Annotated in this window: 26 protein-coding genes; 9 read left to right on the forward strand and 17 right to left on the reverse strand. The window is 28.7% G+C overall.

Features of this window, described 5'->3' with window-relative positions:
• Positions 1-127 precede the first annotated feature (127 nt).
• A complete protein-coding gene (locus tag ACULEV_RS09065) occupies positions 128-2395 on the forward strand; it encodes a prolyl oligopeptidase family serine peptidase (protein WP_445458350.1) in 2268 nt (755 codons plus the stop codon).
• 61 nt (positions 2396-2456) lie between these two features.
• On the opposite strand, the gene ACULEV_RS09070 is transcribed toward ACULEV_RS09065, so the two are convergent.
• The 5 genes from ACULEV_RS09070 to ACULEV_RS09090 all read right to left on the reverse strand — a co-directional run bounded on the left by ACULEV_RS09070 (position 2457) and on the right by ACULEV_RS09090 (position 10480).
• A complete protein-coding gene (locus ACULEV_RS09070; protein WP_445458351.1) occupies positions 2457-2849 on the reverse strand; it encodes a methylglyoxal synthase in 393 nt (130 codons plus the stop codon).
• A 41-nt stretch (positions 2850-2890) separates the two neighbouring features.
• Positions 2891-3742 carry a BadF/BadG/BcrA/BcrD ATPase family protein gene (locus tag ACULEV_RS09075; RefSeq protein ID WP_445458352.1) on the reverse strand — a complete coding sequence of 284 codons (852 nt, stop codon included), beginning with the start codon at positions 3740-3742 and terminating at the stop codon, positions 2891-2893.
• 124 nt (positions 3743-3866) lie between these two features.
• A complete protein-coding gene (gene gap / locus ACULEV_RS09080) occupies positions 3867-4871 on the reverse strand; it encodes a type I glyceraldehyde-3-phosphate dehydrogenase (RefSeq protein ID WP_445458353.1) in 1005 nt (334 codons plus the stop codon).
• Positions 4872-4926: 55 nt separating this feature from the next.
• Entirely contained in the window at positions 4927-5913 is a 987-nt protein-coding gene (gene pfkA, locus ACULEV_RS09085) for a 6-phosphofructokinase (protein WP_445458354.1), read from the reverse strand.
• A gap of 133 nt (positions 5914-6046) precedes the next feature.
• Positions 6047-10480, reverse strand: a complete 4434-nt coding sequence (locus tag ACULEV_RS09090) for a translocation/assembly module TamB domain-containing protein (RefSeq protein WP_445458355.1) — start codon at positions 10478-10480, stop codon at positions 6047-6049.
• Between the two features lie 176 nt (positions 10481-10656).
• Here ACULEV_RS09090 and tsaD point away from each other — a divergent pair, with 176 nt between their 5' ends.
• The 8 genes from tsaD to ACULEV_RS09130 all read left to right on the forward strand — a co-directional run bounded on the left by tsaD (position 10657) and on the right by ACULEV_RS09130 (position 18346).
• A complete protein-coding gene (gene tsaD / locus ACULEV_RS09095) occupies positions 10657-11676 on the forward strand; it encodes a tRNA (adenosine(37)-N6)-threonylcarbamoyltransferase complex transferase subunit TsaD (protein ID WP_445458356.1) in 1020 nt (339 codons plus the stop codon).
• A 1-nt stretch (position 11677) separates the two neighbouring features.
• Positions 11678-12382, forward strand: coding sequence for a 16S rRNA (uracil(1498)-N(3))-methyltransferase (locus tag ACULEV_RS09100; protein WP_445458357.1), 705 nt, complete (start codon positions 11678-11680; stop codon positions 12380-12382).
• Positions 12383-12384: 2 nt separating this feature from the next.
• Positions 12385-13023: a DUF4159 domain-containing protein gene (locus tag ACULEV_RS09105; protein WP_445458358.1), complete on the forward strand. Its 639-nt coding sequence runs from the start codon at positions 12385-12387 to the stop codon at positions 13021-13023.
• A gap of 180 nt (positions 13024-13203) precedes the next feature.
• On the forward strand, positions 13204-14163 hold the full coding sequence (locus ACULEV_RS09110; protein ID WP_445458359.1) for a zinc metalloprotease: 960 nt from the start codon (positions 13204-13206) through the stop codon (positions 14161-14163).
• 321 nt (positions 14164-14484) lie between these two features.
• On the forward strand, positions 14485-15435 hold the full coding sequence (locus ACULEV_RS09115) for a zinc metalloprotease (protein WP_445458360.1): 951 nt from the start codon (positions 14485-14487) through the stop codon (positions 15433-15435).
• A 70-nt stretch (positions 15436-15505) separates the two neighbouring features.
• On the forward strand, positions 15506-16594 hold the full coding sequence (locus ACULEV_RS09120; RefSeq protein ID WP_445458361.1) for an AI-2E family transporter: 1089 nt from the start codon (positions 15506-15508) through the stop codon (positions 16592-16594).
• Positions 16594-17772 (forward strand): THUMP-like domain-containing protein, encoded by a 1179-nt coding sequence (locus tag ACULEV_RS09125; RefSeq protein ID WP_445458362.1) that lies wholly within the window; start codon positions 16594-16596, stop codon positions 17770-17772. Before ACULEV_RS09120 ends, ACULEV_RS09125 begins: the two co-directional genes overlap by 1 nt.
• Positions 17773-17776: 4 nt before the next feature.
• A complete protein-coding gene (locus tag ACULEV_RS09130) occupies positions 17777-18346 on the forward strand; it encodes a hypothetical protein (protein WP_445458363.1) in 570 nt (189 codons plus the stop codon).
• A gap of 240 nt (positions 18347-18586) precedes the next feature.
• Here ACULEV_RS09130 and arsB read toward each other — a convergent pair whose 3' ends face one another.
• The 12 genes from arsB to ACULEV_RS09190 form a co-directional block, all read right to left on the reverse strand.
• On the reverse strand, positions 18587-19669 hold the full coding sequence (gene arsB / locus ACULEV_RS09135; protein ID WP_445458364.1) for an ACR3 family arsenite efflux transporter: 1083 nt from the start codon (positions 19667-19669) through the stop codon (positions 18587-18589).
• A gap of 2 nt (positions 19670-19671) precedes the next feature.
• Positions 19672-20283 carry an arsenate-mycothiol transferase ArsC gene (locus ACULEV_RS09140; protein ID WP_445458365.1) on the reverse strand — a complete coding sequence of 204 codons (612 nt, stop codon included), beginning with the start codon at positions 20281-20283 and terminating at the stop codon, positions 19672-19674.
• 70 nt (positions 20284-20353) lie between these two features.
• A complete protein-coding gene (locus ACULEV_RS09145) occupies positions 20354-20971 on the reverse strand; it encodes a class I SAM-dependent methyltransferase (RefSeq protein WP_445458366.1) in 618 nt (205 codons plus the stop codon).
• Positions 20972-21053: 82 nt separating this feature from the next.
• The gene (locus ACULEV_RS09150) at positions 21054-21524 is read right to left on the reverse strand and encodes a DUF6428 family protein (protein WP_445458367.1); all 471 of its coding nucleotides are present in this window, start codon (positions 21522-21524) and stop codon (positions 21054-21056) included.
• 18 nt (positions 21525-21542) lie between these two features.
• Positions 21543-21875, reverse strand: a complete 333-nt coding sequence (locus tag ACULEV_RS09155) for an ArsR/SmtB family transcription factor (RefSeq protein WP_445458368.1) — start codon at positions 21873-21875, stop codon at positions 21543-21545.
• A gap of 223 nt (positions 21876-22098) precedes the next feature.
• Positions 22099-22800 carry an aromatic aminobenezylarsenical efflux permease ArsG family transporter gene (locus ACULEV_RS09160; RefSeq protein ID WP_445458369.1) on the reverse strand — a complete coding sequence of 234 codons (702 nt, stop codon included), beginning with the start codon at positions 22798-22800 and terminating at the stop codon, positions 22099-22101.
• Positions 22801-22868: 68 nt separating this feature from the next.
• Entirely contained in the window at positions 22869-23282 is a 414-nt protein-coding gene (locus ACULEV_RS09165; protein WP_445458370.1) for a nitrophenyl compound nitroreductase subunit ArsF family protein, read from the reverse strand.
• Positions 23283-23324: 42 nt separating this feature from the next.
• Positions 23325-23780: a DinB family protein gene (locus ACULEV_RS09170; RefSeq protein WP_445458371.1), complete on the reverse strand. Its 456-nt coding sequence runs from the start codon at positions 23778-23780 to the stop codon at positions 23325-23327.
• A 2-nt stretch (positions 23781-23782) separates the two neighbouring features.
• Positions 23783-24757 (reverse strand): permease, encoded by a 975-nt coding sequence (locus ACULEV_RS09175; protein WP_445458372.1) that lies wholly within the window; start codon positions 24755-24757, stop codon positions 23783-23785.
• Positions 24758-24822: 65 nt separating this feature from the next.
• The gene (locus ACULEV_RS09180; RefSeq protein WP_445458373.1) at positions 24823-25209 is read right to left on the reverse strand and encodes a rhodanese-like domain-containing protein; all 387 of its coding nucleotides are present in this window, start codon (positions 25207-25209) and stop codon (positions 24823-24825) included.
• Between the two features lie 6 nt (positions 25210-25215).
• On the reverse strand, positions 25216-25452 hold the full coding sequence (locus ACULEV_RS09185; protein ID WP_445458374.1) for a thioredoxin family protein: 237 nt from the start codon (positions 25450-25452) through the stop codon (positions 25216-25218).
• Positions 25453-25553: 101 nt separating this feature from the next.
• Complete coding sequence (locus ACULEV_RS09190) at positions 25554-25856, reverse strand: ArsR/SmtB family transcription factor (protein ID WP_445458375.1); 303 nt, start codon at positions 25854-25856, stop codon at positions 25554-25556.
• Between the last annotated feature and the right edge of the window lie 3 nt (positions 25857-25859).

Below are 25859 nucleotides of genomic sequence, written 5' to 3' on the forward strand. Positions count from 1 at the left end.
CATTTCTCATTAAAGTCTGTCTTATAAACAATAAAAGCGCTTAGTAGATCTAGAGTACTAATCTTTTCTTGTTTCAATCATCAATCAACTTTAAAGTTTTACAACTAAACTTAAAAAAAACAGACACATGAAAACAAAAAATCTAATTATTTTATTACTTATGAGTATTACCACACAAGCCCAACAATTTGTTGGTGACTGGAAAGGAGAACTAGACGTGCAAGGAATGAAACTAGAGGTCATTTTTCATATAGCACAAAAAGACAACGTTTATACAACAACTATGGATGTTCCCATGCAAGGAGCTTCTGGACTGTCAATAGATAAAACGGAAGTAAATAATGATGCTATTACTTTAAAAGCTGCTGCACTAGGCATTCAATTTAATGGTGAATATAAAAACAAACAGATTGTTGGAGAATTTCTTCAAGCTGGAATGAATCTTCCACTTACTCTTTCTTCATTTGAAAATAAATTACCAGGAAATCCTGCTCTTCCCTCTTCCAAAGAAGAACTTGAAAAATTAAAAGCATATGATAAAGGCAATTACAAATATTCAGTTTCTGATTATTTCGCAAAGCCTAAAGCATCTAGTTTTCAGCTTTCTCCTAATGGTAAATACATGTCCTATCGTGAAAAAGATGAAAATAGCAAACGTCATATTTATGTAAAAGAATTGGCAACAGGCAAAATAAAAAGAGCTATTGAGGAAAAAGAGGAACTAGTTCGTGGATATGGATGGATTAATGATGAACGCTTATTTTTTGCTATGGATAAAGGCGGTGATGAAAACTATCACATTTATGCCGTAAATCTTGACGGAAGTAATCTAAAAGATCTTACTCCTTTTGATGGTGTACAAGCCAGCATTCAGAATATTTTAAAGGAACAAAAAGATTACATCATCATTTTGATGAATAAAAATAATAAGCAGGTTTTTGAACCTTTTAAACTGAATATTGTAACTGGAGATTTAGTTCAACTTTACAAAAACGAAGATATTGCTAATCCTATTCAAGGATACGAATTTGATAAAGACGGAAATCTTAGAGGCTATAGCAAATTAGTTAATGGAGTTCAAAATCAATTTTACTATAAGGATGATAAAACGGGTGAATTTAAATTACATACAACAACAAATTGGGATGATGTTGTTGGTATTATAAGTTTTAATTACGCTTCAAAAAATAAGGATGAAGCTTATGTATTAACTAATTTAGATAGTGATAAAACACGTATTGTATTGTATGATTTGGCAACCAAAAAAATAATCAAAGAAGTGTTTTCAAATCCAACATTTGATGTAAGTGGATTAAATCTTTCAAGAAAGAGAAACTATGAAATTGATAATTTTTCTTATGAAGGAGAAAAAAATGAAATTATACCTGTAAGTAAATTATACAAAGAAATTTACGGACTAATGGAAAAAGAATTTCCAAATAAAGAAGCTTATATTGTTGATAAAGACGATAATGAAAATCAATTCTTAATCATTGTACAAAGTGATAAATTATATGGTACTTATTACCAATATGATGCGAAAACTAAGAAATTTAAGTTATTATATGACTTAATGCCGCAGTTAAAAGAAACTGATATGGCCGAAATGAGACCTATAAAATTTACTAGTAGAGATGGTAAAACAATTTATGGCTACATCACTTTACCTAAAGAAGCTTTACAAGGTAAAAAAGTTCCCCTTATAGTAAATCCACATGGTGGTCCACAAGGTGTAAGAGATTCTTGGGGTTTTAATCCAGAAACCCAACTATTTGCAAGTCGTGGTTATGCTACTTTACAAGTGAATTTTAGAATTTCTGGAGGTTATGGAAAAGAATTTTTACGTGCTGGTTTCAAGCAAATTGGTAGAAAATTAATGGATGATGTAGAAGATGGAGTTGCTTATGCAATTGAACAAGGTTGGGCTGACAAAGACAAAATAGCAATTTATGGAGGAAGTCATGGTGGTTATGCTACTTTAATGGGCTTAGTTAAAACACCAGATTTATATGCTTGTGGAGTGAATTATGTAGGTGTTTCAAATATTTTTACTTTCTTTGATTCATTTCCTGAATATTGGAAACCATATAAAGAAATTGTAAAGGAAATTTGGTATGATTTGGATAATCCAGAAGAAGCTGCAATAGCAAAAGAAGTATCACCAGTATTCCAAATTAATAAAATTAAAAAACCTCTTTTTGTGATTCAAGGAGCAAATGACCCTCGTGTAAATATAGCTGAATCAGATCAAATTGTAACTGGTTTAAGAGCAAAAGGATTTGAAGTTCCTTACATGGTAAAATATGATGAAGGACATGGTTTTCACAAAGAAGAAAATTCAATTGACATGTATGAAGCTACTTTAGGGTTTTTAGCTAAAAATCTAAAGAAATAGAAAATTAACTATTCCAATACAAAAAGGGCAATTTCTTAATTGAAATTGCCTTTTTTCATAGCTATATATTGTTTATTTCGTCTAATCCAAGCAATAACAACTGAGCAGTTGCCTCATTAGTTGCTAACGGAACATTATGGACATCACAAATGCGAATTAGCATGGAAATATCCGGTTCATGTGGATGACTTGAATTTGGATCTTTAAAAAAAAGAACCATTTTTGTTTTCCCTTCAGCTACACGAGCCGCTATTTGTGCATCACCTCCAAGTGGTCCAGATAAGAGTTTTTTTACTTTTATACCAATAGTTTCAACCTTTCCTCCTGTTGTTCCTGTAGCAATTATAGCAATATTTTCTGCTTTTAAAATCGACTTATTTTTATTTACAAACTGAACCATATCAGCTTTTTTTCCATCATGTGCAATAATTGCAATTTCAAATTTCTTTTTCATATCAACAAATATAAAAAAATCCCGACTATTCGGGATTAAATTTATTTATTTAAAATATGATAAGCTATTAAGCCATCTATTGGCCTTCTTAATATATTACCAATATTTATTTCATATTTTTTCAAGATTTCATTTAGTTCATCTTTTAAATAAAATGCAATAGAACCTACAAAATGTACTGGTACTTCTTTGTAATTTTCAAACTGCATTATGTAATTTTCAATAAATGATTCCAATTCTTCTTGAATATATTTTTTACAAAAATCTGAATCTTTATGTTTAATTAAAAACTTGGCAAATGTTGCTAAGTATGCATTTGGGTTAGGTTCTTTATATAGTTTATTTTTGATAAAATCTGGATCAACATTAAAGTTTTTTTCAAAATCTTTAGCCATTTCTAAAGGCATTTTATTAAAATAATATCCTCTTATTAAATGCCTTCCAAAACGATTTCCACTACAATCATCCATTGCTATATATCCTAATGATTGTACTTTTTGATGTAGTACTTTCCCATCAAAATAGCTACAATTTGAACCTGTACCTAAAATACAAACAATTGCCTTTTCATTTTTTGGTGTAGTTGCATAAACTGCTGCAAAAGTATCTTCATGAACCGTAACTTTTGCATTGTTAAAATAATCTTCAAAAACAGATGCTAGAAAATTTTTCATTCTATCTGTTCCGCATCCAGCTCCATAAAAATATAAATTAGTAGCTTTTGATTTGTTGTGCGAAATATCAAATTTATCCTCTAATCGATTAATAATTTCTTCTTTACTTAATACTTCAGGATTTAATCCCAATGATTGAGTTGTAAAAATAACTTTTCCGTTATCATCTATAGCAATCCAATCGGCTTTGGTGGAGCCACTATCTACAAGTAATTTCATTTTGTTTCAGTTTGGTTGGTTGGTAAAAACCAAATAGTAATTATTTAACGATTAATAGTAGCTAAATATAGAAATGTAAAAATCCTGCTCTAAATGACAATAGCAACAGGATTTTTTACCTTACTTATTTTACTGACATAATATGCACAGCTAAATCTATTAATTTTGACGAATATCCATATTCATTATCATACCAAGATACAATTTTAAAGAAAGTAGAATTTAATCCTATTCCAGCATGAGCATCTACAATTGAAGTTCTTGAATCTGAAATAAAATCTTGTGAAACTACTAAATCTTCAGTGTATCCTAAAATTCCTTTTAATTCATTTTCAGAAGCTTTCTTGAAAACAGCCATAATTTCATCATAAGATGTTTCTTTAGCCACTTTAACAGTTAAATCAACACAAGACACATCTGCAGTAGGAACACGCATAGACATACCTGTTAATTTACCATTTAATTCTGGAATTACTTTTCCAACAGCTTTTGCTGCACCTGTTGAAGCTGGAATAATATTTAATAGTGCAGCTCTTCCACCACGGAAATCTTTACGAGAAGGTCCATCAACTGTTAATTGTGTAGCAGTTGTAGCATGAACAGTTGTCATTAAAGCTTCAACAATCCCAAAATTATCATTAATTACTTTTGCTAAAGGAGCTAAACAGTTTGTTGTACAAGAAGCATTTGATACAATTGTATCAGTTATTGTAACTTTATTATGGTTAACACCCATTACAAACATTGGAGCATCTGCAGAAGGAGCAGAAATTACTACTTTTTTTGCACCACCTTTAATATGAGATTCAGCTGTAGCTAGAGTTGTAAAAATTCCAGTACATTCTGCAACTACATCAACTTTTACCTCATCCCATTTTAATTGTGTTGGATCCTTTTCAGCAGTTACACGAATAAATTTATCGTTAACGTATAATTGTCCCTCTTTAACCTCAACTTTTCCGTTGAAACGACCGTGAACTGAGTCATATTTTAATAAGTAAGCCAAATGATCTACATCTAATAAATCGTTAATTGCTACTACTTCTATATTATCTCTATTAAATGATTCTCTAAATACAATTCTTCCGATTCTTCCGAATCCATTAATTCCTAATTTTACTTTTGACATTTTAATCTTTATTTTGGTTTAATTTATTATTGAGGATTATTCTGAAAACAGATTTTTAAGTTGACATAATATCTGAAACTCGAAGTAATTCTTTATCAATTTCTGTATGTCCTTTTATAGCTTGCTCTAAAGGTGTTAAAGCTACTTTATCATTTAATAGACCAACCATAAAATTAGATTTCCCTTCAAGGATAGATTCAACTGCTTTAACTCCTAATCTTGAAGCCAAAACTCTATCAAAACAAGAAGGAGAACCACCTCTTTGCATGTGTCCTAAAACAGATACTCTTACATCATATTCTGGCATATTTTCTTCCACATAGTCTTTCAATTCAAAAACGGTTTTGCCAATTTTATCCCCTTCTGCAACAACAACAATACTAGAAGATTTACCCGATTCTTTACTTCTTTTTAATGACTCTAATAATCGGTCTAAACCTAAATCTTCTTCTGGTATTAATATTTCTTCAGCACCAGCACCAATTCCTGTATTTAAAGCTATATGACCAGCATCTCTACCCATAACCTCAACAAAGAAAAGTCTGTTATGAGAAATAGCCGTATCTCTAATTTTATCTATTACTTCCACAACTGTATTTAATGCCGTATCATAACCTAATGTATGACTAGTTCCAAAAATATCATTATCGATAGTTCCTGGAATTCCCATTATTGGAAAACCATATTCTTTATTGAAAACCTCTGCACCAGTAAAAGAACCATCGCCTCCAATAACAACTAAAGCATTCACTCCAGCTTTTTTTAAGTTATCATAAGCTTTTTTTCTACCTTCAACTGTCATAAATTCTTTTGATCGAGCAGACTTTAAAATTGTACCACCTTTGTTTACTATATTATTAACAGAACGTGGTCCCATTTCTTTAAAATCGCCTTCTATCATTCCTTGATATCCTCTATAGATACCTATACATTCTATACTATGAAAAGCACATGTTCTTACAACAGAACGTATAGCTGCATTCATTCCAGGTGAATCTCCTCCAGAGGTAAGTACACCAATTTTATTAATCTTTGGTAACATTTATTATTATTTATCGTAAATTTAAAAAAGGAAAATGGAATATTTGGATATTTTTATCAAATATTAAATTTTATATTAAAATTCAATCGTTTTCGTTAATAACTTTTTGTTTTTTAATATAAAAATTGAAGAATTACTCTATTTCAGGAACTTTTTCAAGTTCTTTCTTTTTATCTTTTTCTTCCTCTATTTCTTTATTTTTTCTAATGTAGTATTTTTTATCCCATAATTCTTCTGAATCTGGAATATCTTCATTAGAGGAAGAACTATTGTTTTTATCTTTATTTTTCGTAAATATTTTACGAATCATTTCTCCAAAAGAATCAAAATCAAGGGAATAACTAAGCCCTAAACCTTGTGTATAACCTATACCTTCACCTATATTGTAGTTAATATCATTTTCTCTATTAAAAACACGTGCTCGTAAAGAACCGTCTTCATTTAATTGCAATTGCACTTCAACATCTCCTACTAATACAGACTCAGTAACTCCTCCTACAGGAACTCCAACTTTACCATTAATAGATATTTTATCATTAATTTGTGTACTTAATGTTAGTCCTACCCTACCAGAAATTTGATTAATTCTATCTGCTTGATCATAATTTACACCTACTTGTAATTTTGAATCTTCATCTGAAATAATATCATTAAATAAAGAACTTGCTTTTTCAAATAAAGAACCATAAGCCACACTTCCTGCATTTTCAGGAGTAGTGAATGAACCAAAAGCCAATAATGCAAACGCTTGATTTTGACGCACGTCTTTATTTTGTAATCGATAATCTATTTCACTTTTAAAAACACTACTAACCGTTGGGAAATTTATATTAAAATCGGGTTCAGGATTGCTCAAACTGCCATTGATTACAATAGATACTTCTGTAGGCAACTTTCTATTAGTATTAAATGATGAACTTTCAATTAAAACAGATGGATTTGCTTGTGTTTTATAAATAGCTTCCAGATTTAAAATGGCTCCAAGTGGATCTCCTTCCCATCGAATGGTACTTCCTTTTTTTACAAGGAATTTTTTATCAATTAAACCTGCTTTCTTAAAGTTATAAACACCTTCTTGAACCTGAAAATCACCATACATTAAAAACTTGCCTAATGTGTTTATTTCCATTCGCATAGAACCATAACCATTACCTCTCATAGCATGACCAGATTCTCTGTCTAATATTACTTCAATTTCAGCATCTGTATCTATATCAAAGTCTAAACTTAATTCTAAACCATTATACTTATTCTTTGCTAACTTATTTGTTTTATTTGCAAGTAAATCTTCTTCTTTGATAAATGTATAGTAAGGTTTTCGTCCAACATCTTCAGCATCTCTAACAGGTATTTTTATAGAAGTTCCTTTTTCTGACTCACCTACTACTGTTACCAATAAAGATTCTATTCTTCCACTAATTTTTGCACTACCATTTATAAATGCAGTTCCATAATAATAGGAGTCTTCTGAATCTTTAGTATTTAAAGCCAAGAGATTATTCGTTTTTACTTCTAAATCTAACTCCCAGTCTGAAAACATTTCATGCTTAACAGAACCTCTTAAAACTCCATTAGTATTATATTCTGTATCTGTTATGACTATATTCCTAAATAAGAACTCATTTTCTGTAATGTCAACAATTGCATTTTTTTCAAAATTATAATCTACATTTAGATAAGGAGCTTTTAAGCCTGCTTCATTCAAATACAATCGTCCATCAATTTCAGGATCTGTTACTAAACCTCTAATATTAGCACTTCCAGTTGCATCACCTCTTACATCTGTTATAACATCACCTATCAAAGAACCAAATGGAGCTAAATCGAAATTATTAAAAACCGCGTCCATATTTAATGTTGATTGGTTATTCCTATATTTTAACGTTCCATTTAAATTAAAACGTTCAGACCCTTTTTGAACAATATAAGAATCTATATCAAACTCGTTAAAAGCATCATTGCCTTCAACCAATAAGTACATATCTCCCACAGGAAACTTATTAATTTTTAAACTATCAATATGAATATTAGATAATGGTTTGTAATAAGTATTATCTTGTTTAAACTTTACAAACCCATTGACTTTACCATCTAAGGTTATACTATCTAATGAAGGTGTTACTTTATCTAAATCAACATCATTAAAAGTCAAGTTAAAATCTTTATAGGTAGAATCTTTCATTTCTCCATAAAAATCCATATTCTGATTATTGTGTGATAGCCTTAGTTTTTGAAATTTGAAGTTTTTAAAAGTCTTGTCGAAAATTATTTTATTATCATTATTTTCACCTTCATTTATAAACCATAAATAATCCTTAAAATTTACTTCAGATTTTTTAAAACCTATAACGGATTGTTTATTTTCGTCAATTGTATGATAAATATTCAAAGAAAAATCATCATCTTGTTTATTACCTCCTTTAAATTCTGAACGTACAAACAATGTATCGTTCATGGTTAAATTAATTAAATTAAAATCAGAAATTTTATAATTTTTGGTTCGAATTGTATCCATTTCTATATAAGTATTGTATAATGGATTTTTATTATCGATATCGATTTTAATATTCTTAAAATAATTATCAAATGCAACCACATTTGGGGAAGTAAAATCAAATTCAAACTTACCTAAATCAGCATTAATTTTACCTTTTATCTTAGTATTCTCTGAAATAGAAACCTGAGGCACAAAAATGTCTACAATTTTGTTGTAAAGAGTAAAATTAAAGTCTAAAAATTGCCCTTTTTGTAATTTATTAGGAGAATAATTAGCATATAAACTTCCAACTGCGTTTTCAAGAATTTTTCTTACTTGATCGATTTTAAATTTACCAACTACTTTTCCACTAATAATATCTTTAGAATTAATAGTTATAGTTCTTACATTTTGTCCATCAAAACTTGAATTTAATTGAAAATCTTCAAAATAATAACTATCTCTATCATTTTGATAAGAAACATTTTCTACTTGTAAGACACCATCCAAATCGTCTAATGTATTCCCTTTTGCTAAAAAGGAAATCTTACCTTTAAAAATTGAAGTTGTATCTATTTTAGAAAATTGTATTGCATATAAATCTGCATAGTCAATATTGGCTTTGAAATTATAGTTTTTAACTCTAGAACTCAAATCAACTAATCCATCAAAATCCATTCTTAAATTTGGATCATTACTGTTAAAATATCCTTTAAAATAAGGCATTTTCATATTACCATCTACCGTAATATTTCTGTATTCATATTTATTAAAGTAAAATTTATCAATCTTACCTTTTATATTAGTATTTAAATATTTTTGAGTAAATCCTTGCCCTTTAACGTCAAGATTTAAAGCTACTTTTCCAATATCAGGTTGATTTAAAAACTCACCTAAATTAAAATCCTCCAACATTACATTACCTTGATAAGCTGCATTGTCAATATTAGACAAATCCTGAATAGACAAATTTGTTTTTACATTTCCTAAAACAGAAATAATTGCTACATCAGAATTAATAAAATCATTCGTTAACTCAACATCACCTACAAGAGTGACATTTCCTAATTTAGCCAATGAAGAAGGTAAACTATTTCCTAAAATAGTAGGAAGAATTGCTGTTAAATCATTATAATTTGAATTAATCTTTTCAAATTTCCCTTTAATATAAAAAGATTCCTCTTTCTTAAATAAATTCTTAAATTGAATTGTACCAATAATTTTTGAACCTTTTAAATCTTTTAAATGTAAATTTTCTGTAGTAAAATTATTTAACGTTCCTATTAAATGAGTATCAACATCAAATATATTGTCTTTACCAAATTCATTATAAAAATAATTTAAATCATTAGAAGCAATAGAAGCTTCGTCCATCTGCACATCAAAGATGACCTTATTATTAAAATCAGAGAAATCTGTTCTTTTATATCTTAATTCAACTTTACCCTTTAATAAAGATTCAGTTGTTTTAAGATATAAATTTTCAAGTAATATATTTTTTTTAGTGTATGTGAAATTTGAAGTTAAATTTTCTACTAAAAGTCCTCTATGGTCTTTGAACGTTAGTTTTTTAAGGTTAGTAGTTACATTTGGACCTTTAATATAAAAATCTTCTACAGTTCCATTTAAATCTTGTAAATCTAATATCTTCTGATTTTCTAAATTTTCATTAATGTAGGTAAACCTACTATTGTATAAAGTCATAGCACTAGACTTCATTCTAAATTTACCTGAAGAAGGAGTTCCGTCATCAAAAGATTCTATGAACTTATCAATATTTGTAAAATCTTCGTCTTTATATTGTTTAAGATTAAAATCAAGTCCATCCAAAATTACTTTTCCTAAATAAGGATTTCCATTCTTATACAACTCATTTACACTTAAAATAGAAGTATTTAACCTTTTGATAAAAAACAAAGTATCTTTATGATGATCTTTTACTAAAATCCCTTTTAACTTTACAGAACCAAAGGCTGTTATAGCTACTTTTTCAATATTTATATCAGTCCCAAACTCTTTATTTAATTGCTTGGTTGCATATTTTCCTAAAGAAGTTTGCACTATAGGTAAAGACAAAAGTATTCCTGACACTAATATGAAAACTAGTAGGACTAATATTGTTCTAAGGAATATCTTTTTAAATTTTTTGATACTATAAAATGTTTAAATTTGTCAAAAAAAGAGAATCTATTGATTTATCAACAAAAATAATCATTTCTGTAAGATAATTACAATTGACTATTAGCAAATTTCATGCCTTTTTTAAAATGAAAAAAAACATTTATACTTTAGCTATAGAAAGCTCCTGTGATGACACCTCAGCTGCCATACTATGCAATGACAAAGTATTGTCAAATATTGTAGCCAGACAATCAATTCATGAAGAATATGGAGGCGTTGTACCTGAATTAGCCTCAAGAGCGCATCAGCAAAATATTGTTCCTGTAGTAGATGTGGCAATAAAAAAAGCTAACATAACAAAAGAAGATATCGACTGTATCGCTTTTACACAAGGACCAGGATTAATGGGGTCATTATTAGTCGGTGGTTCTTTTGCTAAGTCAATGAGTATGGCTTTAGGTATTCCTTTAATTGCAGTTAATCATATGAAAGCACATATATTAGCCCACTTTATTGATGAAGATAATTTTGAAAAGCCCACATTCCCTTTTCTTGCATTAACAATTAGTGGTGGTCATACCCAAATTGTACAAGTGGATAGTTTTTTTGATTTAAAAATTATTGGAGAAACCACTGATGATGCTGTAGGAGAAGCCTTTGACAAATCTGCAAAAATATTAGGCTTACCATATCCTGGTGGTCCGTTAATTGATAAATATGCACAAGAAGGAAACCCAAAAGCTTTTACTTTTACAAAACCAAAAGTGGATGGGCTAAATTTTAGTTTTAGTGGTTTAAAAACACAAATTCTCTATTTTATTCAGAAAAATGTAGTCCTTAACCCAAATTTCATTGAAGAAAACAGAAATGATATTTGCGCTTCTATTCAGCATACAATAATTAATATTTTAATGGATAAATTAAAAATAGCTGTTAGAGAAACAGGAATTAAACAAATTGCTATAGGTGGTGGAGTTTCTGCAAATAGTGGTATTAGAAAAACACTAAAAGAAAGTGAGAGTAAATTGGGCTGGAAAACATACATACCAAAATTTGAATATACTACAGACAATGCTGCAATGATAGGAATTGTTGGATATTATAATTATCTTGAAAACAATTTTAATACAAACACTACAATTTCTAAAGCGCGAATTGAATTTTAACATGCAATTATTTTATAACTCCAACATAAAAAAAGAAGACACTACTTTTACTTTTGATAAAGAAGAGAGTAACCATATTGTAAAAGTCCTTAGAAAAAAAGAAAGTGATTTAATTTTATTATCTAATGGAAATGGTTCACTTTTTACTTGTGAAATTACTATTGCATCAGATAAAAAATGTCAAGTAAAAATTGTAGATTCACAGTTTATTGATTCGAAAAAGTATAAGGTACATTTAGCAGTAGCTCCAACTAAAATGAATGATCGATATGAATGGTTTTTAGAAAAGGCTACAGAAATAGGAATTGATGAAATAACTCCTATCATTTGTGACCATTCAGAAAGAAAAGTTTTTAAAACAGATCGAGCAGAAAAAATTGTGCAATCTGCTATGAAACAATCTTTGCAATATTATTTACCAAAAATTAATTCTCCAATACCATTTTCAGATTTCATTAAAAAGAATCATGATGAATCAAAATATATTGCGCATTGTGAAGAGCAAAATAAAAAATCATTTAAAGATTGCATAAAAACAAATGAAAATATATTAATATTAATTGGTCCTGAAGGAGATTTTTCATTAAATGAAATTGAATTAGCTTTAAAAAACAACTTTGTTCCTGTAACTTTAGGAAAAACAAGATTAAGAACAGAAACTGCAGCAATAGTAGCTTGCCACACTATAGCATTAATAAATGAATAATTATGAGTCGATTACTTCTTTTACTATTACTTACAACAAATCTAACTTTTGCTCAAGAAGTAGCTATCTTGAAATATTCTGGTGGTGGAGATTGGTATTCAAACCCAACATCTTTACCAAATTTGATTCAATTTTGTAACCAAAATATTAATACTAAAATTGCTACTAAAATTGCTACTGTTGAAGTTAGCAGTTCGGATATTTTTTCCTATCCTTATATTCACATGACAGGGCATGGAAATGTAGTTTTTTCCGCTAATGAATCACAAAATTTAAAAAACTATCTTAGCTCAGGAGGCTTTCTGCATATAGATGATAATTATGGTATGGATGAATATATTAGAAAGGAAATTACTAAATTATTTCCACAGAACAACCTTGAAGAAATACCCATAACTCACGAAATTTTTAAAGGTCCGTATAATTTCCCTAATGGTTTACCAAAAATCCATGAACATGATAATAAAAAACCTCAAGCTTTTGGAATTTTCATTGAAAATCGTTTAGCATTACTTTACACTTACGAAAGTGATTTAGGTGATGGTTGGGAAAATGCAGAAATTCACAACGACCCTTTAGAAATAAGGGAAAAGGCTTTAAAAATGGGAGCTAACATTATAAATTACGCATTCAAAAACTAAAAAACCTACCATATAACCAATCTTTTAATAATTTTATTAGGTTTTTTGCAATTATATAGAAATATTTTTTAAAAAACAATATCTCTAGATTACTTTTTTTTGAAAAACAAATCTTTTTTTGACATAATATTGTGGTGTTAAAAATTAACTAAAAATTAACACCAAACAAACAGATTTATTATGAAAAAAATTATGGTATTAGCATCTATGCTAATTTTAGGTTTTTCTTGTCAAAATGAAGACAAGGCTATTGAAGGAGAAACTAATTCTAAAGAACTTACCGCAGCTACCCATAGAGGATGTGCTTCAGATGAAGTCTTACAAAGACAACTAAAAGAAGATCCAGGATTAGCAAAAAGAATGCAAGACATTGAAGTACAAACTGCAAAAGCTATTTCTGAAGGAAGAATAGTTAATGGAGTATTAGAAATTCCAGTAGTATTCAATGTACTATATAGAACATCTGCTGAAAACATTTCATTAGCTCAATTACAATCACAAATTGATGTATTAAACAAAGATTTTAATGCACAAAATTCAGATTATAATACTGCCAACAATCCTTATAGCAGTGTAAGAGCTAATGTAGGAATACGTTTTGTATTAGATCAAGTTATCAGAAAGAGTACTACTAAAACATCATGGGGCACAAATAACGCTATGAAAAAAACAAGCACTGGTGGTATTGCTCCTACTTCACCAACAACTAAACTTAACTATTGGGTTTGTACCATTGGTGGTGGAATTTTAGGATATGCTCAGTTTCCAGGTGGATCATCTGCTACAGATGGTGTAGCTATCGATTCAAGATACACTGGTACAACTGGCACAGCAACTTATCCATTTAATTTAGGAAGAACTGCAACTCATGAAGTTGGACATTGGATGAATTTACGTCACATCTGGGGAGACGCAACTTGTGGATCTGATATAGTTTCTGATACACCTACTCATAACACAGCAAACTACGGTGTTCCTGCTGTTGGTCACAGATCAACTTGCTCAGGAACTCCTTTAGAAATGTATATGAATTATATGGATTATACAGATGATAGAGGAATGTATATGTTCTCAAATGGTCAAAAAAGTAGAATGTTGGCTATATTTAATGTAGGAGGTTCAAGAGCTTCTTTTAGATAATAATTACAAAATTTACTATATAAAGAGCCATCAGTATATTATACTGATGGCTCTCTTATTTTAAAAAAACTGTAAATAAATAAAGTGAATATCAATTCAACATTATCCTTACCCCTTAAAAAACTTTTCATGACTATTTTTTTAAAATTTTCAATTATTCAAAAAACCCTTTAAATATAAGAGTTTAATGGTTTTAATTTGTTAATTTTAACAAAAAATACAATAAATATGTAAAAAAAATAAATAAAAAAATAACAATATTATCTTTTTATGTTATATAATTGCAATGTAAATATATTAACAACCAAACAAATTTACATTATGAAAAAAATTTTTTTAACAGTTTCAGCAGTAATGATTATGTTTTCTTGTAATAATGAAGACAATTCAATTTCAGAAACACCTGAAGCAGCTGTTAGTGCACATAGAGGTTGTGCATCAGATGAAGTTTTACAAAGACAATTAAAAGAAGATCCTGGATTAGCAAAAAGAATGCAGGACATTGAAGTAGCAACTTCTCAAATGATTAGTCAAGGTAGAATTGTAAATGGAGTTTTAGAAATTCCAGTAGTATTCAATGTATTGTATAGAACATCTGCTGAAAACATCTCACTTGCGCAATTACAATCTCAAATCGATGTATTAAACAAAGATTTTAATGCGCAAAATTCAGATTACAACACAGCAAATAATCCTTATAGTAGTGTAAGAGCTAATGTTGGTATTCGTTTTGTCTTAGACGCTGTAAATAGAAAATCAACAAATAAGTCATCTTGGGGAACCAGAGATGCAATGAAGAAAACAAATAGAGGTGGTTTAAATCCAACTTCTCCTACAACAAAATTAAATATTTGGGTTTGTACTATTGGCGGTGGTATATTAGGTTATGCTCAATTCCCAGGTGGATCTTCATCAACTGATGGAGTTGTATTAGATTCTAGATATACTGGTACAACTGGTACAGCAACTTATCCTTTTAACTTAGGAAGAACTGCTACTCATGAAGTAGGACATTGGATGAATCTTCGTCATATTTGGGGTGATACAACGTGTGGATCTGACTTAGTCTCTGATACACCTACTCACAATACAGCAAATTATGGTGTTCCTCCTGTTGGACATAGATCAACTTGTTCAGGAACTCCTTTAGAAATGTATATGAACTATATGGATTATACAGATGATAGAGGAATGTATATGTTCTCTAATGATCAGAAAAATAGAATGTTAACTATATTTAATGTAGGAGGTTCAAGAGCTTCATTCAGATAAATAAAAAACGAAGCTAAACAATTACATAAAACTCGCTATTAATTAGCGAGTTTTTTTTTATTTTTGGTTCATGACATCAAAAGAACTTTCAAATGGTTTATTAAGAACATTGCTTATTGTAACTGGAATAAGCCTTGTTTTACTATTAATATATAAAATATTTACAGTTATTGTTTATTTAATAATAGCAGTTGTTTTCTCTTTAATTACAAATCCTCTTGTTCAATTTTTAAAAAATAAATTAAAATTTAAAAATACATTAGCTGTAATTACAACTTTACTCCTATCTCTTCTATTTATTATTAGTTTTATCTTGCTTTTTGTACCTTTAATTATTTCGCAAGGTGAAAATCTTTCACTTTTAGACATTAATACCTTAGAAGGTAGTTTTAATGATATGATAAATAACATTAATATTTATTTAGAATCTCACCATATAAATTTTAATCAGGTTTTTGAAAGTTCTAATATTTCATCAAAGATTAATTTTAATTTTATTCCCGATATTTTTAATGGCATCATTAATATTGTAGGAAATTTTGGAATGGGATTAGCTTCAGTTCTTTTCATCTCCTTTTTTCTATTAAAAGAAAAAGATCAAGCTTTTCGAATATTCAAATTTGTACTTCCTAGAAATCATAAAACTAAGATTTTAACTTCTATGGAAAAAATACAACATTTACTTTCAAGATATTTTATAGGTCTTTTATTGCAACTATTTATTATACTGATATTATACTTAATAGTTTTTTTAATTTTTGGTATTGATAATGCTTTTATTATAGCCTTACTCTGTGCTGTTTTAAATATAATTCCTTATTTAGGTCCACTTTTAGGCATGATAGTTGCCTCTTTATTGATAATGATTAGCGGAATCGGAGATGATTTTATACATATCACATTACCAAATACTTTATATGTTATTTGTGGTATGTTTGCTGTGCAATTAATTGATAACAACATAAGTCAACCTATTATTTTTTCAAAAAGCACTAAATCACATCCTTTAGAAATCTTTTTGGTGATTATTTGTGCAGGAATACTATTTGGCATTACTGGAATGATTATAGCTGTTCCAAGTTATACAGCATTAAAAGTCATTGGTAAAGAATTTCTTCCAGATAATAAAATTATAAAAGCTCTAACAAAAGATATTTAATGAATAGCCTAAAGTTATTGTTAGAAACTGAAATACAAGAATTTATAAATACTAATATAGAAAATGATGTTAGTAAATTAGCTCTTCATAAAAATGATTTTTCAACAGATTATATTTCAATTATTAATCAAATTGTTTCCAAACAAAAGGCTAAGAAAAAATTACCTACATGGTTTAAAACACCCAATATTTTATATCCCTCAAAAGTTTCCGTTGAGCAAACTTCATCTGAAAAGGCAGCCAAATATAAAGCTTCCCTAATTTCAGGAGAAAAATTAATTGATTTATCAGGAGGTTTTGGTATAGACGATTACTATTTTTCAACTGTTTTTCAAAAAGTAGTTCATTGTGAAATAAATCCAGAATTATCCTTTATTGTAAAACATAATTTTGAACAGTTAGGCAAAAAAAACATTGAATGTATTTTAGGAGAAAGCTCAAAAACATTAAAAAATTTGAATCAAAAATTTAGTTGGATTTATATTGATCCATCTCGAAGAAATGATATAAAAGGAAAAGTATTCTTATTAAAAGATTGTGAACCAAATGTCCCTGAACTTTTACCTTTTTATTTTAATTATTCTAATTCGATTTTAATAAAAACGGCTCCTTTATTAGACATTCAATCAGGTTTATTAGAATTACAATTTGTAAAGAGAATTCATATTATAGCAATTGAAAATGAAGTAAAAGAATTACTTTGGGAAATTGAAAACCATTACAAAGATGACATTACAATTACTTCAATAAATATAGAAAAAGAAGCTACCCAAATTGTTACTACTTCTTTGAGTGAAGATTATATGGCATCTTTTTCGGTACCAAAAAAATATTTATATGAACCCAATACTTCCATCTTAAAATCAGGGAATTTTAATGCTATTTCACAACTGTATAAAATTGACAAATTGCATCAACATTCACATTTATATACTTCAGAAGAAAAAATCGATTTTCCTGGAAGAAGTTTTAAAATTGATACTATAATTCCATTTCAAAAGAAAGAAATTAAAACACATTTGCAAAACACCAAAATGAATATTACCACTAGAAATTTTCCTATTAAGGTAGATGAAATCAGAAAAAAATATAAAATTAAAGATGGTGGAACAATTTTTGCGTTTTTTACTACAGATATTCAAAATAATAAAATAGTTTTGCTTTGCTCAAAAATTTAATTTCATGAAACAAATAATTATATTCTTTTTCTTAATTCCTATTTTAACTTTTAGTCAAAAAAAAGATTGCAAATATGACTTTGAAGAAAAAACAGATTCCACTTACATGAAAGCTTTATCTGATAAATTGATATATGAAAAAGTATTTGGAAATTCAAAAGAGTTTATTCAATTTAACCTAATCAATAATAATGGTGTACCTACTTTGAGTTTTCAACAAATTCAAAAAAGTCAAGATTTTATTCCTGTAAAATGTTTTGATAGAAAGTCAAAAATCATTCTTCAATTAGAAAACGGCAAAATTTTCAGTTTAATTAGCGCGACAGATGAAGTATGCTCTTCCTTATCTTACATTGCAGAAGAAAAAAGTAATATTAGATTGCTTACAGGCTATTTTTTGTTTACCAAAATGAATTACGAAGAATTAAAAAGATCTCGTATTACAGTTATGCGTGTTCAATTTTCGGGTGAATCAAAAGATTATATCATAGGAGATTTGGTACAATCAGAAATTTTAAATCAGTCATTTAAACCTAGTTCGTATTTTATAGATTACTTAGAATGTATAGACTAAAAAGGCTTGTTTTTAAAACAACTTATATTTAACAACATTCATTTTCTTAGCAGTAATTTTAAGATGAAAAGAGAGATTTACAGAAATAGTTATTCTATTCTTAAAGAAATTAAACAAGCAAACTGTTAGTAACTATAAGTGTGATTACTTCAAAAAAATATATAACACAATAATACAAACAAAAAAACTTCACTAGTGCGAAGCCTTTTGTAATGTTGCCAATGCAATTTTATTTGCTAATTAATTCTTTATTGAAATTTCGTTAGTATAATATTTTTTTCTGAACCAAAAAGCTAAATTTACTAATGCGATTAATGCTGGAACTTCCACTAAAGGACCAATAACTCCTGCAAAAGCTTGACCACTATTGATACCAAATACTCCAATAGCCACAGCAATAGCTAACTCAAAGTTGTTTCCTGTTGCGGTAAATGCTATGGCCGTTGATTTAGAATAATCGGCACCAAAATATTTACCAATAAAGAAACTAATGACAAACATTATTACAAAATAAACCACCAAAGGAATAGCAATACGAACAACATCCATAGGAATTTGTACTATTAATTCGCCTTTTAAACTAAACATTAATACAATGGTAAATAATAAAGCAATTAATGTTATTGGTGAAATAATAGGTGCATATTTGTTTTGAAACCATTCTTCTCCTTTTAGACTAATTAATGCATAACGGCTGATAATTCCTAAAGCAAAAGGAATACCTAAATAAATCCCAACACTTTCAGCAATTTGACCAATACTGATGTTCACTTCAAAACCTTCATAACCAAAATAAGGTGGTAAAATGGCAATAAAAAAGTAAGCATAGACACTGTATAATAAGACTTGGAAAATACTATTTAAAGCAATTAAACCTGCTCCATATTCACGATTTCCTTCTGCTAAATCGTTCCAAACTACTACCATTGCAATACATCGAGCCAAGCCAATTAGAATTACTCCAATCATATATTCGGGATAACCATTTAGAAAAAATAAAGCTAAAACAAACATTAAAACTGGACCAATAATCCAATTTAATAATAATGAAGCTCCTAATACTTTGGTGTTTTTAAAAACTTCCCCCATTTTTGAATAATTTACTTTAGCCAATGGTGGATACATCATTAAAATTAAACCTATTGCTAATGGAATGTTAGTTGTTCCACTTGAAAATGAATTAATGAAATTACTACTTGAAGGAATAAAAAAACCAATTGCTACACCAATTACCATAGCTAAAAATATCCAAAGGGTTAAAAACCGATCTAGAAAACTTAGTTTTTTTCTTTCTACTACTGGAGCACAATTATTTGCTGACATATTTATTTTTTAATTTGTGAGAAAACGAAAAACATTTCAGTTGCAATTTGTAAACTTTTTTCTTGGTATTTTTCTTCTTGTAAAGGTGTATTATCAAATTCTTTAGGATCATCAAAAGTGATAGGAATCCTTTTTTCGGCACCTGGAATGAATGGACAACCACCATCAGCTTGTGAACAAGTCATAATAGCTGCAAATTCACTTTCTGGGTTAAATTGGTCATCATATTTTTTTGAAAAACCAATTACAGGATGCTCATTTGGAGCGTATTTAATAGCATATACTGGATTTTCACCACTCATAGCTGTAAGTACATTAAATCCTGAATTAGCTAACGTTTTAGCTACCATAGGAAATAAAGCCGTAGCTTCTGTACCTCCTGAATAACAAAATACATTGTCAATTTGAAAAAAAGCAGCAGCCGTTTGTGCCCAAATTTGTGATAAATGACTTCTTCTTGAATTGTGTGTGCAAATGAAATTAATTCTAATTTGCTTTTGATTCTCAACTTTGTTTTGAATGTAATCTACCAGTGGTTGTAACACTTCTTTACGTTCATTTGAAACTGATAGTTGCTGAATTTCTTTTATTTTTATTGATAATTCTAAATACATATTACTATACGATGTTTAAATTAAATGAATAACCCAATATTAATTTTGCTATAATTATAAAAGCTTTTTCTTATAATTTTTTATATGTACAAAAAATAAAATTCTGCGAAGTTTCAAAGGGTGTTTTATGATTTTCAGTAAAGCAGTTTATTTTATTAAAATTAACACCAAATATATTCTCAAATGCAGATTCAGAATATTGCTTAATTTCTAGTCCACTACATTTTATTGGTCCATCCTCTGAAAAAGTTCCTATAAATAAATAACCATTTTTTGAAATAGAATTGGTTATCAATTTTTGATAGTTTGCAATTTCATTTTCACCTGTTAAAAAATGAAAGCTAGCTCTATCGTGCCAAACATCAAATTTTTTATTTGTTACGAAATCAACTATATCAGAAACAATAAAGGTTACATTTTTTCCTTTTTCTCCTAATCTTAGCTTTGTTTTATTGATTGCATTTTCAGATATATCTAACAAAGTAAGGTTTGTATACCCCAAATCTAAAAGAGCATCTATTAGATAACTATCTCCTCCTCCAACATCAATTATATTTGTCTGTTTAGGTATTGCATTTTCAATAAAAAAATTTACTGAAGTTTTAGGATATTTTTGAAACCAACTAACTTCATTTTCTTGCTTTGTAGCAAACACTTTTTCCCAATGTTCCTTTTTAGATATTGACATTCTGATTTTTAAAAAAATTATATATTCTGTAAATTTTTTAATACTTGTTGTGTTGAAATTTAAACACCTCTTTATTAAAATTCTAGCAACATCCACTATTTGGAGTACAACAACTAGTTTCGTTATTCATGTCAGACAATCTTACTTTTTGTTTTTCTTGAGGAATACCGCATTGATCTTGAGCTAAGCAAGCTGTTTGTTTATTAACTAAAATAAAATCACTTCCGTTAAAATCTAAATCGTACTTACCAATAGTCGCATCTTGATATTCTACTTCAATTTCGTAATCTTGAATATCTAATACTTTTTCAGATAATTCAATTATGTTTATTAATTTTTGTGGTTTTAAGCGGTGTTCAAAATCGTTAGCATTCCACAACTGAAAGTTTACAACTGTTTCATTGCGAACAGTTCCACCACAATCGATAAAATTTTTAGTAATTAATCCCACTTCTGTTACATGGAAATGTTCTGGCACGAATGAACCATTAGGAAGTTTGAAGTTTACTGCTTCTGTTGTAGCTAATATGCTTTTAATTTGAGATAGTTTCATTTTTATAATTTTATTTATCTAACAACATTGATTTTTCTTTTTCTCTAAATGATTGGTGATGTGTTGAAAAAAGCCCTCTATCTTTTCAAAACCTTTTTCATTAATGCAATAACATATTGAAGTTCCTTCAAAGCTTCCTTTTATTAAACCCGCATTTTTAAGTTCCTTTAAATGTTGTGATACCGTGGGTTGTGCCAAAGGCAATTCGTTTACAATATCACCACAAATGCAAGTATCTACTTTTAATAAATACTCCATAATAGCAATACGAGCAGGATGCCCTAATGCTTTGGCAAGTGTTGCTAACTCGTTTTGCTCGTCTGTAAAACTATCTGTTTTAGTTGCTCCCATGATTCATATATTTATATTGCAATATAATAATATAACGATGAATAATCCTATTGTTTAATATTATTTTATTGTTAAGAATGAATCTTAAATTTTACTTGATATTTAGAAAAGAAGAATAGTTAAAAGTAATAGTGCTTTATATTTGCATCAAATAAAAAGCAAAATTTAATATAAAAGAAAAAGAATTTAGTTTTGTAAATACCTTTTATCATTTCGTTATAATTTATATTATTTTAAAAAAAATATTGATGTAGTACAATCCAGTTAAAATAAACACAATTCCAGAAATGATACGCATAACCTTTTCAAACTTGGTTATAGCATTGAAATAAAGTCCTAATTTTTGAATGCTAAATGCAATTATAAATGCAAAAAGTATTACTGGTAATCCTGTTCCAAAAGAAAAAGCAAGTGGAAGTAATAATCCAGATTTTATGGTCATAGGAATTAACATACCAAAATACAAAGCACCACTATAAGGACAAAATGCCAAGGCAAATAATGCTCCTAATAAGAATGAACCTAACAATCCTTTTGTTTTAAATTTATCAGATAATTTATCAGTTAAATTTCCACCTTTTATGAAGTTGAATTTAATAACATCTAACATAATTAATCCTAATAGAACTAAAATAAAACCGATATATTTTTCACCATTACTTTGAAATACTTTGGCTATTTGAAATTTACTAGCTCCAAAATAAATGATTGTTGCTACCAAAGTACAGGACAACATTCTGCCTAATGTATAAAGCAATCCACTTAAAATGACTTTCTTTTTACTGTCAATCGTTTTTGCAATAAAAGCGGTTGCTGTAATGTTGGTTGCTAAAGGACAAGGAGCAATAGCAGTTAATAATCCTAATGCAAAAGCAGCTAACAAGGGTGCTTCTCTATTTTGCGCTAATTCATTTAACCATTCCATAATTTAAATGTGACTATGTGCCAATGCTTTAATGTGTCAATTCATCAAAATAAGTATATATCAATTGACTAATTAATAAACTTTTCAATTTCCTTTTTTAGTTCTTTTTGAAATTTAGCTTCATCACCAGCTGTCATAAAAGCAAAATCGGTTAAGTCTTTTTTCTTACCTGTTTTTGGGTTGTAAAGAAATAATGCTGTTCCCGTTGCTTCAAATTGTTCAGCTTTTTTTTCGTTTTTAGTTTCATCAACATTTACTAACGAAAATGGAATCGTTGGGAAATCTTTTAATGTTAATCGAGTTAATTTTTCTATTTTATTACATGTCATGCAACGATGATCTGAATGAAATTGAATGATTTCGATAGTTGTTTTTGCTGTAGTAGTTTTAGCAGTAGTTTTTTTAGTTTGTGAGTTTCCGTCGCAAGAAACAAATAACAATAAGACTGTTATTATTACTGATGTTAAGATATTTTTTTTCATAATCTACGCTCCTTTTTATTTTGTATATGAGTTGATTTATTTTTATTGTCCATATTTTTTTATGATTGCAAGTTGCCCTGCGTGATAAGCTGTATGTGAAACAATTCTGCCGAAAGCTTCAGCTTTTGTTTTTGTACCAAATTCTTTAGTGGCTATGGTATTTTCCCAATCTTCATCAGTTTGTATTGCTACAATTTCTTTTAATTTTTCAAATGACAGAGCAACGTATTCTTTTAAATTATCTAAATCTGTCCATTCTCCTGTGTCTTTTTGATCAATAACGGTTTTGGCAATTACTTTTACATCTGAAGCTCCAAATATATTTTTAGCAAAAAGTAATTCTACATCACCAATATGACGAATGAGAAAGCCAACACTATTTACTGAAGGTGTTAACTTCTTGGTTAAATCGCTTGCTGTAATATTTTCTAATTGGTTAGAAAAACGTGTGCGTGCTTCTATCCATAGTTCTAAAAAAAGTTGTGTTTTTGTTTTCATGTTTATAATATTATATTAAATAGATAACCCGAAATAATAATACAAATAGTAACAACTGTAAAAAATATTGCTATTAGTTTCCAAGTCATTACTTTTTTTAGCAAAGTTGCTTCAGGAATAGATAATCCAACCACAGCCATCATAAAAGCAATAGCTGTACCAATTGGAATTCCTTTTTGTACAAATACTTGAATAATGGGTAATACTCCTGCTGCATTGCTATACATTGGCACACCAAAAATTACGGCCAAAGGAACTGCTAAAGGATTATCTTTACTTATATAAGTTTCAAAAAAACCTGTTGGGATAAAACCATGCATTAAAGCTCCAATACCAATACCAACAATAATATACCAAAACACCCCTTTTATGATACCTACAGCTTCTGAAAAGATTAAAGGCAATCGTTCTATAAACGTTTGATTTTCTTCCTCTAAATTTCCTTCTCTTTCAGCATTGGCTAATAAACCTTGCACCCAAGGAGATAAGTATTTTTCCAGCTTTAATTTTCCTAATACAAAACCTCCAATCATTCCTAAAATTATCCCACTTGAAACATAAATTAAAGTAGTTTTTAGTCCAAACATTCCAATAAACATGGCAATGGCTACTTCATTTACTAAAGGTGAAGTAATTAAAAAAGCAAATGTTACACCTAATGGAATTCCACCTTTTACAAAACCAATAAATAAAGGAACAGAACTACAGGAACAAAAAGGTGTAATGGCTCCAAATGTTGAAGCAAATACATATTCTAAACCATATAGTTTGTTACGGGATAAAAAATTTCTAATCTTATCTACAGGGAAGTAAGAATTGACAATTCCCATTATCATTGTAATCAAAAACAATAAGATTAAAATTTTAACTGTATCATAAAAGAAGAAATTAAGTGCATCGCCCAATTTACTTCCTTGTGCAATTTGAAATACGGTGTAAATTAACCAATCGGCTAAATTTTGTAACCAATCAAACATAGCATTTTAATTTAGAATTACGAATTATCATTTAAATCAATTAAGATTTACAAATTTGTAATTATTTAACAACAACTAGATGAAGAACAGCAACCGCCATCGTTACCCAAAACAAAAGAAGTATCGCCTTTAGTTGGAAAACCTTTTTGTACCCAACGAATAATACCGTGTTGCATGTTTACTACATTTTCATACCCGTGATTTACTAAAAATCCAGCTGCTCTTAAACTACGACCACCGCTTTTGCAAACCATTACTACGTTTCGATCTTTTGGAATTTCTTGAAAACGTTCTTCAAATTCGGTTAAAGGAATATGCAATAAATTAGGCACATCGTAAGCCAACTCAGCTACTTCATCGTTTTCTCTTACATCTACTAATAATGCTTCTTCTTTTATCCATTCTTGAGTTGTAGTTGGACAAATTTCCTTTACTAAAGTCTGATTTCCCATGATGCTTTATTTTAAAAGTTCTTTTATTTCATCTATTTGTGCAATTCTGCCTTTAATTTTGATTTCCTCATCAATAACTAATACTGGAGTTGTTAAAACATTATATTTCATCATTTCTTCGATGTCTTCAACTTTTGTGATTTCAACTTCAATTCCTAATTGTTTTACTGCTTCTTCTACATTGTGAAAGGTTGTTTTACACTTTGGACAACCTGGTCCTAATACTTTAATTGTTTTACTCATAATTTAATATTTTAACTTTGGAAACTGTAAACCTTACAATTACATTTTGTTTTTTAGATGTTCGTAATTCGTAGTTTAACGAATATTATTTTCAAATTTTTTTATTTTAAAAGATTACTTAGCAAATATTTTGCTAATGCCCAATTTTCTCTATTTATACAGTATTTCACCGTTGGTGGTGTAATTGTACCTTGAATAAGTCCTGTATCTTTCAGTTCGTTTAAATGCTGTGACAATGTTGATTTAGCAATAGGTAACTCTTCTGCCATATCTCCATGATAACAACAAGACTGTGAGTTGAGTAATTCTAAAATAGCTACTCTAACTGGATGACTCAATGCTTTAGCAAAACGAGCTGTATCAACTTGACTTGTGGTAAAATAATTTTCTTTGGTCGTTTTCATTAT

It is taken from the genome of Flavobacterium sp. HNIBRBA15423 (genome assembly GCF_052655965.1).